Origin of the sequence: Arthrobacter sp. A5 (assembly GCF_051131705.1) — a bacterium.
Taxonomy (GTDB): Bacteria; Actinomycetota; Actinomycetes; order Actinomycetales; family Micrococcaceae; genus Arthrobacter_M.
Genome location: NZ_CP180316.1, coordinates 2863934 through 2878273 on the forward strand (window position 1 = coordinate 2863934; position 14340 = coordinate 2878273).

General features: G+C 66.2%; 13 protein-coding genes. 3 read left to right on the forward strand and 10 right to left on the reverse strand.

Going from position 1 to position 14340, the window contains the following annotated elements; all coding sequences use genetic code 11:
- Position 1 precedes the first annotated feature (1 nt).
- Positions 2-556 (reverse strand): flavin reductase family protein, encoded by a 555-nt coding sequence (locus tag ACLLJI_RS13515; RefSeq protein ID WP_434613069.1) that lies wholly within the window; start codon positions 554-556, stop codon positions 2-4.
- A gap of 108 nt (positions 557-664) precedes the next feature.
- Between ACLLJI_RS13515 and ACLLJI_RS13520 the strand changes: the two genes are divergently transcribed.
- Positions 665-1366: an IclR family transcriptional regulator gene (locus ACLLJI_RS13520; protein ID WP_283562210.1), complete on the forward strand. Its 702-nt coding sequence runs from the start codon at positions 665-667 to the stop codon at positions 1364-1366.
- A gap of 506 nt (positions 1367-1872) precedes the next feature.
- Here the strand turns inward: ACLLJI_RS13520 and ACLLJI_RS13525 are convergent.
- A complete protein-coding gene (locus ACLLJI_RS13525) occupies positions 1873-3315 on the reverse strand; it encodes an MFS transporter (RefSeq protein WP_434613074.1) in 1443 nt (480 codons plus the stop codon).
- A gap of 323 nt (positions 3316-3638) precedes the next feature.
- Between ACLLJI_RS13525 and ACLLJI_RS13530 the strand changes: the two genes are divergently transcribed.
- The gene (locus tag ACLLJI_RS13530; protein WP_434613077.1) at positions 3639-4124 is read left to right on the forward strand and encodes a hypothetical protein; all 486 of its coding nucleotides are present in this window, start codon (positions 3639-3641) and stop codon (positions 4122-4124) included.
- Here ACLLJI_RS13530 and ACLLJI_RS13535 read toward each other — a convergent pair.
- From ACLLJI_RS13535 to ACLLJI_RS13555, 5 genes are all read right to left on the reverse strand, one after another.
- Positions 4121-7417: an AAA family ATPase gene (locus ACLLJI_RS13535; RefSeq protein ID WP_434613079.1), complete on the reverse strand. Its 3297-nt coding sequence runs from the start codon at positions 7415-7417 to the stop codon at positions 4121-4123. The genes ACLLJI_RS13530 and ACLLJI_RS13535 overlap by 4 nt on opposite strands.
- On the reverse strand, positions 7414-8586 hold the full coding sequence (locus tag ACLLJI_RS13540) for an exonuclease SbcCD subunit D (protein WP_434613082.1): 1173 nt from the start codon (positions 8584-8586) through the stop codon (positions 7414-7416). Before ACLLJI_RS13540 ends, ACLLJI_RS13535 begins: the two co-directional genes overlap by 4 nt.
- Positions 8587-8682: 96 nt before the next feature.
- Complete coding sequence (locus ACLLJI_RS13545; protein WP_434613085.1) at positions 8683-9777, reverse strand: aquaporin; 1095 nt, start codon at positions 9775-9777, stop codon at positions 8683-8685.
- A 292-nt stretch (positions 9778-10069) separates the two neighbouring features.
- The gene (locus ACLLJI_RS13550) at positions 10070-10435 is read right to left on the reverse strand and encodes a DUF202 domain-containing protein (protein ID WP_434613088.1); all 366 of its coding nucleotides are present in this window, start codon (positions 10433-10435) and stop codon (positions 10070-10072) included.
- A gap of 2 nt (positions 10436-10437) precedes the next feature.
- Complete coding sequence (locus tag ACLLJI_RS13555; protein ID WP_283562202.1) at positions 10438-10794, reverse strand: YidH family protein; 357 nt, start codon at positions 10792-10794, stop codon at positions 10438-10440.
- 132 nt (positions 10795-10926) lie between these two features.
- Between ACLLJI_RS13555 and ACLLJI_RS13560 the strand changes: the two genes are divergently transcribed.
- Positions 10927-12054, forward strand: coding sequence for an ADP-ribosylglycohydrolase family protein (locus ACLLJI_RS13560; protein WP_434613092.1), 1128 nt, complete (start codon positions 10927-10929; stop codon positions 12052-12054).
- 24 nt (positions 12055-12078) lie between these two features.
- On the opposite strand, the gene ACLLJI_RS13565 is transcribed toward ACLLJI_RS13560, so the two are convergent.
- From ACLLJI_RS13565 to ACLLJI_RS13575, 3 genes are read right to left on the reverse strand one after another with little or no spacing between them, the layout of a single operon-like run.
- A complete protein-coding gene (locus tag ACLLJI_RS13565) occupies positions 12079-12738 on the reverse strand; it encodes an alpha-ketoglutarate-dependent dioxygenase AlkB family protein (RefSeq protein ID WP_434613095.1) in 660 nt (219 codons plus the stop codon).
- On the reverse strand, positions 12725-13492 hold the full coding sequence (locus ACLLJI_RS13570) for a TetR/AcrR family transcriptional regulator (RefSeq protein ID WP_434613099.1): 768 nt from the start codon (positions 13490-13492) through the stop codon (positions 12725-12727). The genes ACLLJI_RS13565 and ACLLJI_RS13570 overlap by 14 nt, the downstream gene beginning before the upstream one ends.
- 27 nt (positions 13493-13519) lie before the next feature.
- Positions 13520-14101: a hypothetical protein gene (locus ACLLJI_RS13575; RefSeq protein WP_434613102.1), complete on the reverse strand. Its 582-nt coding sequence runs from the start codon at positions 14099-14101 to the stop codon at positions 13520-13522.
- Between the last annotated feature and the right edge of the window lie 239 nt (positions 14102-14340).

Consider the following 14340-nt stretch of genomic DNA (forward strand, 5'->3'; position numbering starts at 1 on the left):
GCTAGAGGAGGTCCTCCACGCCCAGCTGGCTCTCCGGAATGGTAGTGAAGCTGCTATTGGCGAACGCCAGCGCATCCCCGCTCCGGTAGTCGAAATCCGTGACTTCGCCCAGATACAGCGTGTGGTCTCCGCCGTCGTAGGCCGCCCACGGCTGGCATTCGAAATAGGCCAGCACGTGAGAGAGCCTCGGTGCGGATCCACCTTCCACCCAGACCGGATCGGGTCCGGGCCGGCCGGCAAAATGCATCGCCAGCATGCGCTGTTCGGCACCGAGAATATTCACCGTGAACGGCCGGCCCGCGAGTTCATCGTGCGCCTTGGTGCTCCGCGCAATGCTCACCAGCACCAGAGGCGGCTCCATGGAGACGGAGGTGAAGGAATTGACCGTAATCCCGTGCCGCTTGGTGACGCCATCAAAGGTCACGATGGCCACCCCCGTGGCAAAGCGGCCCAGGCTGCCGCGAAAATGGTGTGCCCGGGGCGTGAGAGCACTGGGGCGCCCTGTCGAAAGGGAAACGGGATCGGGCCCCTTTCCCTCTGCCTTCGCTGTCATCATCGGTTCCTCAGCGGACTCACGTTCCATAATTGAACTGTTTGCTCTACTATTGAATTGTATTCGACTGTGAGCCAGGGCACAAGAACCCCGGTCCTAGAAAGGAAAACCGTGGCCGACTCCCCCAGCCATTCCCAGACACTTTCGCGCGGCGTCCGCGCGCTGGAAATTCTGGCGGCGGCATCAGCGCCGCTGTCCATTGCCGAGCTGTCCGCGGAACTCGGCGTACATCGGTCAATCGCCTACCGCATTCTGCGCACGTTGGAGGATCATTCATTGGTGGTGCGCGACGACGGCGGCCGTCTGCTTCCGGGGGCGGGCCTGGCAGTGCTGGCCCGCAGTGTTTCCCGCGATCTGCAGACGGCCGCGCTGCCCGAGCTCACCGCGCTGGCCGAAGAGCTGAATATGACGGCTTTTGTCGGGATCTGGGATGGGGAGGACTGCGTCACCCTGGTGACCGTGGAGCCCCGGCAGTCGGGCGCGGCTCTGGCGCAGCGTCCGGGAACGCGCCATCCACTGGCACTCGGAGCGCCGGGAATCGCCATCGCCTCCGCACTGACTCCACAGCGCTGGCGCGAGCTCGTCCCGGACCAACCCTACCGCGCCGAGGCCGCCGCTGCGCATGACCTCGGTTACGCCGTCAGCCATGATGAGGTCATCAGCGGCGTGTCCTCGGTGGCTTCCCCGATCCTGGTTCCCGGCCACCGCCCGGCCGCCCTGGCCGTCGTCTATATCCGGACTACTCAACAGCCGGAGATGATAGGGACAAGACTGGCCGCGGGCGCGCAGCGCATCCAGGCGCAGCTCGGCTGAAAACCTGCGCAATTTGTCAGTTGGGGGTCCGCACCTGGGACGCCAGATCCCAGTCGGCGGTTCTTTTGCGTTGCGGTCGTACACGCAATGGTGGTAAGGATCGATTGATGCTCACAACAGGTCAACTGCCGGCGTGTGTCGGGGTGGCGGTTCGCACGATGACTGGTTCCTAAAGGGAGGCGGTCATGGCAGGTCCACTGCTGGAGACCAAGCTCTGCGCGTGAGAACGATCCGGTGTTGTTTTGGACGTACCTTATCGCGGCGTTGAAGACGACGGGTGCATCCGTGATGGGCGCCTTGTTCGCGTCTGGATCCGCGACGATGGACATCAAAACGGCCCCTCCCGCTGCCGTTGCCACCGGAATGCGGATGACGTTCGCAGTCGCAACGATTCTCATCGTTGGGCGCACTCGCAGTAGCGGTGGGAACTCACCGCCGCACATTGCGCAAGGGGGTGCCTGGTCCGGAAGCAGAGTTGCAGACGGACAGGGAAGATTCGGATGACCTCACGGCTCGTTAAGTCGCTCGGGCTCGATCTTCACGACGCCCGCCGCCACTGTCCGCCCGCGCATCATCATCGCCGCAATGGTGCCCAGAATAAAGAGGCCGGCCGCGGCGGCCAGGGACACCAGGAATGCCGCGGCATACCCGGAGGATTGCGCGACGCTGCCGGCCAGTGCGGAGCCGAGGGCGGAGCCGGCAACGATGCCGCTGGCCAGCGCGGTCATGATGGTGCCCAGCCAACGTCTGGGGGCCAGCAGCCCGCCAACGCTGAAAATGGTCACCATGGCCGGCCCCACCGGTATGCCGAGGACCAACAGCACGGCAATCATTGCGGGGACGGATGCAGGAAGCAACAGCAGCGGGGAGAGAACCGTCATCAGCGCTGCCACGGTCACCCAGCGCTGCGGGTGACTGAACCTCGCGGGCCAGTAAGCCACCGAGAGCGCCGCGACGGCCGAGCTGAGCCCCATCACCGCGTACAGCAGTCCGGCCAGCTCGGACGCGCTGAAGCTTCCGGTGAAGGCGATCAGCCCGGTCTGAGCGCCGCCAAAAAAGGTCCCCATGCAGACCATCCCGAGCACGGGAACGGCCAGCCGCAGCAGGCTGACCGGCTCAGCCGTTTCGGCGCCCGGCCCGGGTTCGGCCTTCCGATGCCGGAGGACGGCGGCCTCGGTGGGGTGGACGGCAAAGAGTGAGACGAGAAGCAACGTCATCACGGCCGCCAGCACCAGCGGGAGCCACGGTGCCACGAGCGAGGCCAGGATTCCGACCAGCGCCGGGCCCAGCGCGAAGGTCAGCTCGTCGGCCGTGCTTTCGTAGGACAGCGCGGTCTCCACGGCCGCATCCCGCTGCCCCGCCGGCAGCCGGACGCTCAGCGACATCCAGCGCACCCGCGCCAATGGCCCAACCTGCGGCGAGGTGGCGCCGCTAAGGAGGGCGGCCCCGAGCACCATTGCGACGGCCGGCGACGCAAAGCCATCGGCCCTGTAGGTAAGTACGACGACGGCGGCAAGGGTCAGCGCGTTCAATACGGCGGCGCTGAGCAGAACATGCCGCTGACCGAATTTGTCGGCCAGGAAACCGAGGACGGGTGCACCGGCCGCGGAGCCGATTCCGACCGCGCCGGCCGCGAGTCCGCCGATGGCGTACGAGTGGCTGACGCTGGTGACCAGGGTCAGGACGCCTACGGTGAGCATGGCCAGCGGGACACGGGCGAACAGACCAAGGGGGATGAATCCTGGCCCTGCCAGACGCGGCAGGGAGGCATAACGGCCCAGCAGGCCGCGACGTGATCCGGGCGGACCGCCAGCAGCGGAGATTCCGCCGGAGGCAGCAGTACCGGGTGCGGCCGAGCCGGCCACGGCAGGGCGAGGAACGGGGGCGGTAAACGCCGGCTCAGAGCGGTGGTCGGCCGTTTCCGGCCGAGAGGGAAGAGGGGTAGTCATTTTTCCGGTCGCCTCAAACTATGCGCATCGTCCCCCCTCCCGATGCGCGCAACCCGGATTCACCGGTAATTCTATCCGCACGTGGCCATCCAGGGTGACCGTGAAGAGACCCTGACCGTGCGGAGACCTTGACAATGTGTTTGCACGGAAAAAATCGCCCGGCTATTATGCGGTTACATCATTTCGCGGCTCGAGAGGAAAGGCTGACGTGACATATTTCATCGGCCGCTTTCACGGCGCGCCCCGTAGATGGCTGGCCGGCTACTTCCCACCTGCCGGCGTGGCCGTCATACATCCCGCCGCGTCATGACCGCCGGGCAGCCATGAACTCCGAATGGCATGAATTCTTCCTCGCAACCGCAGGAGCCGCAGCGGCGCTGGCCGGACTCATTATCGTTGCGATGTCGGTAAACATCGCCAAAATCATCGCCATCCCTTCCATGCCCTCGCGCGGAGCCGCGACCATCGGATCACTCGTCCTCATCGTCGTGGTCTCGGCTGCCTCGCTCATCCCCGACCAATCCGATCTCATGCTCGGTCTCGAGACGGTGCTATTCGCTGCCGATGCTATGGCGCTTTACCTTGACGCCGGCCGGAAAATCACCTTTCTTCGGGCGGAAATTCCGCTGGGTCAGAGCCTCACCAAGGCAGCGTTCGGGCCCGTCCAAATCGCTCCGTTCCTCGTCGGTGGAATTTTGCTGACCAGCTCTAATCCGGATGGTGTCTACTGGATTGCTGCCGGCACAATCCTGGTCTTCATCGGTTCTGTCATCATCGCCTGGGTGCTGTTGGTCGAAATTCTGCGCTAATAGTTCGCCATGGCCGCGCCGTCGAGCACGGAAACCGTGGACCCGGTCCGGCCCTTGTGCACGTGCAGCTGCGCCGGAATGCGGAGCTTCATCTCCGCCACATGGCTGACCAGCCCGACGACGCGTCCCCCGGCCCGCAGTCCCTCCAGCGCGTCCATGACCTGCTCCAGCGACTGCTCGTCCAGCGAGCCGAACCCTTCATCGACGAAGAGCGTCTCAATATCCACCCCACCCGCTTCCTGCTGCACCACATCAGCCAGACCGAGCGCCAAGGCAAGAGAGGCCATAAATGACTCACCTCCGGAGAGCGTGGCCGTGTCCCTGGACTGCCCCGTCCATTCATCCACCACCTGCAGCCCCAGCCCGGATTTTTGATTGCCGCCGGCCAGGGCGTCGCTGTAGCTGAGGGTGTAGCGGCCATCGCTCATGGTGCGCAGACGCCCTGAGGCGGCCGCGGCCACCTGTTCCAGCCGCGCGGCCAGGACGTAGCTGTTCAGCGGCATTTTATACGTGTTATCCCCCAGCCCGCGGACCGTGTCGGCAAGGCTGCCCACGCGGTCGGTGTGCCCGCGCAGCGGTTCCACCACCTCATCGAGCTCCGCATGTTGCTGCGCCGCGGCGCGGACAGCGTCGAGGGCCTGGGCCGCCAGCCCGCGACGGAGCACCGCGTCGCCCGCTGTTTCGGCGGCGGTCCGGGCCAGGGCATGCAGCTGCCCCAGCCGCGCGTCGTTCGGAACTGCCATGCCGGCGTCGGCCTCATCCGCTGCCGTCATGACGTCTTCCGCCTCGAAGGAAGCGGCGCATCGGACCAGGTCTTCTTCGTGGCTGCGGATCCGCTCCAGCAAGGCCGAGGCCTCGTCTGCGCCCAGCAAGGCCTTGCGGGCAGATCCGGCGTCCACAAAGCGTGTGGCCGGCAGGGCAAGTTCCAGCGCTTCCTGCGCGGAGCCGAAAGCGGCTTTCGCGCTGTCGCTGGCCTGTACCGCGGTGCTGGCCCGGACCAGCAGCAGAGCGACCCGGCGCAGCTCGGACAGCCTGGCCGCCAGGGAGCCGAAGCCTTCCCGGGATGCTGCCAGCTTCGCGTCGAGCCGATTCACGTCCCGATGCATGGCCAGCTGCGAAGCGGCAAGACCGGCTGCCCGTTCCCGTGCAGACGCGCAGAGTCCGTCCTGCTCCCGGATTTGAACGCCGAGAATTTCCAGCTGCCGCTCCTGATCTTTGAGCGCAGCCGCGCCGTTTTTCGCCTCGGTCAAGGCTCGGCCGGCGGCCGCAGCGTCCCGTTCCGTCGCCGCCTCGTCGGCCGCTCCGCCCATGGCTGCCAGCCCGGCAAGGTGCTGCCGGGCCTCGTTGAGTTTCTGCACAGCCGCGGCCGAGGCAAGCTCCGTTTCGTCCCGGTGCAGCTTGGCCTGTTCCTCCTCCTCAACGGCCTGCAGCCCGGTGGTGGCAAGCTCCGAAGGGCACGGATGAAGCTCGCTGCCGCAGACAGGACACCGTTTCCCCTCCACCAGCTTCGCCGCAAGCTCGCCCGCCGCCAGCTCCAACCGGCGCTTCAACAGCTCCAGCCAATGTTCCTTGGCCGTCAAGAAGACCAGCTGCGCGTCATGATGTTCCTGCCCGCAGCGGGCCACCTGCTGCTCCGCCGTCCGATGAGCGCGGATGACAGCCAACAGTTCGGTTGCAGCGTCAACGGCGAGGCTGCGTTGTCCGGTGGCCCCTGCCAGTACCCGTAATCCCTCCAGGTCCCCGGCCAGCGCGGTACTTTCCTTCGTGGCGGCAGCGGACGCCGCGGCATGTGTCAGCGCAGCGGCGCGGGCATTCTCCAAGGCGGTTTCGGTTCCCGCCAGTTCGGATTGCAGGGCTGCCAGGCGGTCCTCATCCGGCAGCGACTCCTCAACGATCGCTATCTCCCGATCCAGGCGTTTTTGCGCCACCACCAGCACGGAATGGTTCGGACCCCGCGGGTCGACCCCGTCTGAAACGGCCTCGGCTGAACCGGACAGGTCCAAGTCAGACACGTCCCTCCCGGCCCCAGTCAAACCGGACACGTCCGAGCCCACCCCAGCCGAACCAGCCGCTGCCGGACCGGACACGCCCGCTCCGTACCCGGTCAGACCGGTGAGCGGGAGCGCCGTTTTGTCAGCAAGCAACCGGTCAAGCGCGCGGGCCGCGGCGCCCTCGGCGGTGGCGGACACCGATGCCGCCCGGGCCAGCCCCGTCAGCTGCCCGGTCAGCACCTCCGCCTCCCGGTGCGCCAGCGCGCGCTGCTGCCAACCCACAAATTCGGGCTCCGCTTGGGCGAGGCGGCTGCGTTCAGCTTCGGCGCTCTGCAGTTTCCGGTGACGTGTCCGCAGCTGTTCGGCGAACTCCAGCGCCGCAGCAGCGGCCTGTTCGTCCGACCGGCTGGATGCGGCGGCCGCCTCGGCCGCCCCGTGCGCAAGTTCCAGCCGGCCGAGCAGTACGTCGAAGAGCCGGCGGCCGGCCGCCGCTTCGGCATCCGCGGCGCCCCCGTCCGCCGCGCCCGGCAGGACTCCCACCGGATCGGACCACGTCCCGACGCGGTCTACTTCTGTGGCCCCGGGGGCCTCCCGCGGCGGCCCGTCCGGGGTGCGGCCCTGCACGCCCAGAAGGCTTTCTGCCTGGCTGCGGGCCAGGGATTCCAGCCGCTGCAGTTCTTGTTCCTTATCCGCCAGCGCCATCTTGGCCGCCACGGCATCCGCCGCCAACTGCCGCTCGAGGTTTTTGTAGACCTGTGTGCCGAAGAGCTTCTGCAGCAGTTCCTGCCGGTCGTCGGCCTTGGAACGCAGGAACGCGGCGAAGTCCCCCTGCGCCAGCAGCACCACCTTCGTGAACTGATCCTTGTCCATGCCGAGCAGGCCGGTGATCTCGGCACCGGCCTCGTCATTGCGGGTGGATTTCTCCTCCCAGACCCCGTTTTCCTTCTCGCGCAGCTGGGTCTTCGCCTGCTGCGTGGTCGTCCCCGAACCCCGCTTTGCGGGCCGCTCCCAAGCCGGACTGCGGAGCACCTCAAGATGTCGCCCGCTGGCGCTGAACTCGCAGATGACCTGCGGTTCCATCCCCTCAGCGGCATGGTCGCTGCGCAGCCGTTTGCCGCTTTGCCTGGCTCCCGGGACGGAGCCGTACAGGGCGTAGCAGATGGCATCCAGGACGCTGGTCTTGCCCGCCCCGGTGGCGCCGTTGAGCAGGAACAGTCCCTGCCCGCTGAGGGAGTCAAAATCGATGATCTGCCGCTCCGCGAAGGGTCCGAAGGCCTGGATTTCCAGTCGGTGGATTCTCATTTGGCCGCCTCCTGCAGCCGGACGGCGTCGAGGGAGCCGAGCAGGACCGCCTTATCCTCCACGGATGTACTGCGCCCACGCACGTGTTCCAGGAAACCGCAGCACAGCTCCAGCTCGTTGGCGGCTGTGGCCACCCGGTCGCTGTAACTGGTCGGTCCCTTCGTCCGGGCATCGGCCGGTTCAAACGCCAGCACCAGTGTCTGCGGAAACCGGCTGCGCAGCCGCTCCATCGCGTGCGCCGGCCGTTCATTGTCCGTCAGGGTGATCTGGCAGTAAGCGGTTTCCGCATGCGCGTGCTCCCCTGCGGTGAGCAGCTGCTCGAGGCCCCCGCGCAAAACCGCGAGCTCCTTGCTGGCCGGCCACGGAATCGGTTTGACGAATTCCAGCCCGTCCGGACCGATCTCCAGCAGCCAACCGCCCTTGTCCTGCCGCGCTTCGGAAAAAGAGTAGGCCAGCGGGGAGCCGGAATAGCGGACCGTCTCGCTGAGCATCTGACGGCCGTGCAGATGCCCCAGCGCGGTATAGGCAAAGCCGTCGAACAGGTCCAGCGGCACGGCCCCCACGCCGCCCACGCTGAGCTCGCGTTCACTGTCGGAGCTGATCCCGCCGCTGGCAAAAGTATGCGCCAGCACGACGGAGTGCGTTGGCCGGCTCTGCTGCGCCAGATGAGTCCGTACCCGCTGCAGCGCCGCCTCCGTGACCGTGAAGTGCGACGGCTGCTCCACCCCCAGCGCCTCGGCCACCGTCCGCGGCTCCAGAAACGGCAGCCCGTAAATGGCCAGCTGTGCGTCCTTCCCCGTAGCATCGCGGCCCAGCTCAAACATCACCGGGACGTCCAGCCCGTCAATGCGGGTGCGCAGGTGGACTCCCCCGCGCTCGAGCACCTTGCCGGCAAAGCCCAGCCGGGTGGCCGAATCGTGGTTTCCGCTGGTCAGCACCACCGCCACGCCCTCCGCCGTCAGACGGGACAAAGCGTCATCGAGCAGATTAACCACGTCCACACCAGGGAGCGCGCGGTCATAGACGTCACCGGCCAGCAGCAGGATATCGACCTTTTCCTCCCGGACAGTCTCCAGCAGTTGATCCACAAAATTCCGCTGCGCGGCGAGCATGCCGACGCCGTGAAACGACCTGCCCAGGTGCCAGTCCGATGTATGAAGTAAACGCATGCTCCAACGCTAACGGCTACCACTGACAGTTTTGTCAGCGGTAGCCGTCAGCAGCACCCGTGGCGCGGCCCGTGGAGCAGTGTTACGCAGGGAAGGTTATTTGACAGTGCCCTTGTCATCGAAGAAGTCCTGCGCATCCGTCGTTGCGGGTGTCTTGGTGGCGCCGGTGCCCGCAGGCGCGCCGGCGGCGGGAACCGGTCCGGGTAGCTCGGAAACCGGGGCGTTCACTGCCGGGTCCGTCTCCAAAACAGCAGCCCTGCGTCCCCTGCGTCCGCCGCCGGCACCGTTTGCGAGGGCGCCAACATCCGCGCCGCCGTCGGCCGTGCCGGCTACAACCTCGTCTTCGTCAAGCTCAACTTCCCCGACTTCCTCAACGTTCAGCCCGGAGACGCCGGCCGCGGTGACCCCAATGGTGGCGGAAAAAGCGCGGAACAGCAGGCCGGCCACGGCAGCACCGAGCAGCGGGGCAACCCAGAACAGCCAGAGCTGCTCCGCGGCCCAGCCGTCCGCGAAGAACACCACGGCCGTGGAACGGGCCGGGTTGATCGAAGCGTTCGTCACCGGGAGTGCCACCGTAATGACGGCTGCGAAGGCCAGCCCGATGCCGATCGGGGCCAGTGTGCGGTTGGCCCGTGCCTGCGTCGCACCAAGGACGACGGCAACGAAGATGGCTGTGCAGACAACCTCGATCAGCAATGCGCCGGCCAGCGGAACGGTCGACGGCGAATGGGCGTCAAAGCCGTTGGCCAGACTGTTGAACAGAGTATGGGTGGTCAGCTTGCCACCGCTGCCCGACACCGCGGGGAGGACCTGCAGCAGCGCAAAGAGCACCAAGGTCCCGACGGTCGCGGCGGCAACCTGCACCAGCACGTACCAGAGGGCATGAATCCACTTAATCCGGCCGGCGAGCGCCGCGGCAAATGATACGGCCGGGTTGAAATGGCCCCCGGAGACATGGCCGAAGGCGATCAGCCCGGCAATCAGGGCGAGCCCGAAACCGATGCCCACGGGCACGGCAGCCGAGCTGCCGGAACCGTTGAACAGTGCAATGCCCAATCCGGCAAAGACCAGCAGAAAGGAGCCCAGCGCCTCCGCGAAAAGCCGGGCGGCGAGGCCGGATTCTGGACGCTTGACCACGGAGGTCCGGGCATTCCGGGCGGCTGGGCCCGCAACAGTACTGGGTGAAGTCATCAGTGAAAAATCCTTTGGCAATTGGTTTTGGTCAGCTTGACGCGGGTGTTCTCCAGCAGCGAACGCTGGGCCGCTTCCCGCTCAATGTTCCCCAAGATACTCTACCGAGTTGGCAGAAGGCTGTGACCGGAAGCGACCGGCGCGGCCTTTCCGGACGACGACGGCGGCGCCGCGGAGCTGCGCGAAAGGCGGGTTCCGCGATGGTCGGAGCGACGGGGCCGCCGTGCGGGTGAGCGCCGCGGCATCAGATTATGGCATCGGATTATGGCGTCAGATTATGAAGGTGGCGGGGTCAGATCAAAAAGATGGCCACAATAGCGGCGGCGCCAAGGGCGACGACGGAACCCGCGGCCGCGCGCAGCACCCCGTCTGCGGGAGCGGCGTGGGTCCCGGGAGCCTGGCCGTGCAGCTCGTGCAGGCGCAGCAGCGCACAGATGATGAGAACCGCCGTCGTCGCCGCGGCCGTCGCGGCACACAGCCCCAAGCCGAGTGGACGCCCGGACAGACCTGCGGCGCCGCCGTCGGCCTCCAAGGACGCCAGCCAGCCACGCCAGATGAACAGGTCCACCACCACCATGGTGAGCACGGTGCGCCGCCAGGCCAAGGACGTGCGCTCGGGCTGCAACCCCGGATCACGAGTTGACGACTGTCCCCGCACCGTTACGGCCGGATCAGAATCAGCACGGCGAAGACCAACGCGGCGAGCGAAACGCCCAGCGTCATGGCCAGCAGCATCCAGGAATGCGGCAGTTCCTGCTGGTTGCGCATCGCTTGTTCCTGGTGACCCCAGCGCCGGTAGCTGACCACCGCCAGCATGGCGCCAAACGCGGCCAGCACCACGCAGAGCACCGCTCGGACGGCCCCGGGCGCGAACTGCGGGGCCAGCTGATCGATCGCCACCGATCCCGCCAGCAGCGCCAGGGAAGTGCGGATCCAGGCCAGGAAGGTGCGCTCGTTCGCCAGCGAAAATCTGTAGTCCGGGGTCGTGCCGGTCCGTCGCCAGGCGGGCTCGCGCATGGTGATCCTTCTCTGATGGGGCGGGGTACTGTCCCAAGTTTACTGTGCTTGCCGCGGCATCTGCCGCAGCGGTGACCGAAGCGGTGTCCAACGCCGGGTTCCGCCCGCAGGCAGAGGCGCTAAATTGGAAGCATGGACTCCTCTACCGCTGAACCGTCCGCCGCAGCCGTCAGCCTCGCCTCACGTGTGCGCGGTTCGCTGATGGGCGGAGCCCTCGGCGACAGCTTCGGATATTTGGTCGCCTCCGACAGCATTGCCGCCATCCGCGCCCGCTACGGCAGCGCTGGGCTGCTGGACCTCTCGCAGGCTGCGGGGCCGGTACACTTCTCCGACGATACACAGATGACTCTTTACACGGTCGATGCCTTGGTCGAGGCGCTCGAATGGGCCAACGACGGCACGGCCGCGGATGAGACTGCCTGCCTCTGGCTTGCATATCTGCGTTGGCTGGCGAACCAGGGAGTCACGCCGCCGGCCAGTGTGCCCGCCGCCCAGCCACGCTGGATCGACGGGCAGGAGACGCTGCACCACCGCCGGCACCCGGACGGGGCGTCCCTGAGCGGCCTGGCTGGCGGAGAGATGGGCACCCGTTCGCGTCCGGTCAATCCGGACGCCGAGGGGTGCGGAGCCCTCAGCCGCTCCGCCCCGTTTGGCCTGGTGCCCCATATTCCGGCGGAGGCCGTCTACAGCCTAAGCACCAATGGAGCGGCTCTGACGCACGGGCATCCCGCTGCTCTGCAGTCGGCGGCCGCGTTCAGTTGGTTGATCCACCGCATTGCCGTCGAAAATCTCACTCTGCAAGCCGCAGCGCTCTCCATGCGGGACCGGTCCGGTGCCGAGCCGGCAGCGGACGCACGGTTGCTGGGGCGGCTGGATACGGCCTTGGAACTATCCGCCGGACAGCCGTCACCGGCTGCCGTGCTGGGGCCCGAGGCACTCACATTGGCTCTGGGCAGCGGGGCTGCCGACCAGGCGCTGGGCAGCGGGGCTGCCGACCAGGCGCTGGCCATCGCCCTCTATGCCGTGCTGGTCACGGAGGAGGTCTCGTCGTCGCCGGTCGAGCATTTCCTGAACGCCATGCGGGTGGCCGTCAACCACGACGGCAACAGCGACTCCACGGGATCGGTCGCCGGGAATATTCTGGGCGCCTTTTACGGCGAGGACTGCCTGCCGCAGGCCTGGCTGACGCTTTCCGAAGCACCCGGGCTGATCCGCGCTATGGCCCAGCAGCTGCTGAAGGTCACGGGATCCCGAGACTGACTTTACCGCGGGCGACGCCGACGCTCAGGTCATGCCGGTGACGCGCAGGGTGATGTTGATGCGCCCGGTCCGCAGTCCGCACCCCTCCGGGGCGGTGCCTGGGAGGACCTTGGTGATGCCGTGGTAGGCGAGGCGGGAGGGACCGCCGAAGACGAAGAGGTCGCCGGAAGCGAGCTCGATCTCCTCGAAGGGCCGATTCCGGTTCTCGGTGTTGCCGAACCGGAACCGGCAGGTGTCGCCGATGGACAGCGACACGACGGGAGCGAGGGATTGCTCATCCTTGTCCTGATGCATGCCCATGCGGGCGGCGCCGTCGTAGTAGTTCACGAGGGCCGTGTCGGGGGTGTAGTCATCGCCGGCGTGCGGGTCACCCGTGGTCTCGACGAGAGCCTTTCGTCCGAGGCGGACCATCCAGTCGGGAAAGGGGAGGACCCTGTTGCCGTTCACATCGACGGCTTCCCGGGAGTAGGCATAGGGGCGCCAGTGCCAGCCGAGGCAGACGGTTTTGACACTCATCTCGTTGCCGCGGACCTTCGCGGCGCGGATCGGAACGGGTCCTTTCACCCACTCATGGAAGCGCGCGACGATCCACTGCTGCTGCTCGAGCGTCAGCCATCCCGGTACCCAGGTTGCGCCGGCGCCGAGTTCGCGCCCGGGCCGGTCGAACAGGTCATCGGAGAACAAGGTGGCCGCCGATGCTGCTGCGTGCCGCCGCAAAGGATGGAATGTCGCCGCTGTTGTCCGGAATCCATCGTGCGAGGGCATCGAGGATCACGTTAAGCCCGATCTCGAACTCGTCGCCGAAGTCGTAGCCCGGCTGGAGGACGTGCTCGGTAGCGATCTCGACGAGGTGGGGGTATTCACCAGACGAGAACAGTTGCACTATTGGTGCGGCAACGTCGGCGACGGTCTCCGGGCCTTTGAAGGGCAGAGAGGCCTCCTGCAGGGCGAATCCGTAGATGTAGCTGTCGAGTAGGGCGTAGGCGTGGGCTGTCATCGGCACGGAGAAGCCGGCCGCACGCAGGGCGCCAAGGGTCGCGTCATGGTGCCGCAGCGTGGCAGGGCCAGGTGTGGTCCGCGATTCCAGGAGCCCGATCGCCCAGGTGTGGCGGTGCAATATGCGCCGGACATTGTTGGCCCGCCGATGCATTTCCGTCCGCCAGTTGCCCTCGGCCGAGGGCAGCGCAATCTCGCTGAAGACGAGGTCCACGATGCTGTCGAGGATCTCGTCCTTGTTGGCCACGTAGTGGTAAAGCGACATCGGCTTGGCCCCGAGTGCTTGGGCAAGCGAGCGCATGGTGAGCGCCGAGATCCCCGCCTCATCGGCGATTTCGGTGGCGCAACGCAGCACCCGTTCCCGGCTGAGGGGAAGGCGTCCCCCGGTGCTTTCACGACTAGGTTTCGAGCCGGTCATCGGCCGGGTCTGGATCTGTTTCATGTTCGTGCTCCTTCGGGTCGTGCACTCTCACCCTAGGGTAAATCCGTACTTAGTACGATAACGGTTTCGTGCCAAGCACGCGCACGGCTGTCCTTTTCCGAAGTCGTCTGCACGGAGCGGCGGTTGGAGCCGCATTTCAGTGTCAGTGGTTGATCCTTCGGCAGACAAAGATGCGGCCGTGCCCAGACTGGATGTGCTTATGCTGAGTAGTGCGAGGCATCCCGAAAAAGACAGTGCTGACTCAGGCTCGTCCAACAGCCAGAATCCAGGCCCACGGAACCGGTCAATAACCAGTTCCAAAAATGACTCGCCATGGGACATTTGATGGAAGGCCAGATCCTGCCGGCGCTGTGACGGATTCAGTTCAAGATCTGTAAAGAATCCATGCATCGTCTCCGCCCGCAGGAAATAGCCGCGACGGGTTGTGCCGGCGTTGCGGATCAGCTGCAGGTGATCGGCGGGCTCGGATTCCGTCGATCTGGTTCTCTGGTGTGCACCGGTTGACCCGCCCTCCGGCGAAAGCCCGTACGTCAGATCGAGTCCCTGATCGAGCACGTAAGCTACCGGAGGTAGCGTCGCTGGCCAACTTCGCCGGTCGAGCGCATTCACTGGATCTTCCTGTAGCTGACGGATCGGAAAACGCTCGAGTGGCATAACCCCCTTCAGACAGGGTCACTTCTCAGGTCTTTCCCATCTGGCAAACGGTCAATGGCACCCCTGCTCTTGAGGCGGCTATCATGTTCGCGCTGAACTTCGGGGTCGGGCGTCCCCTGCGCTGGGTCGAAGATCCTGCCCGCCCAGCACGATCCGGACTTTCCCGCTTAGTACGTAGAATGTCGCGGGAAGCT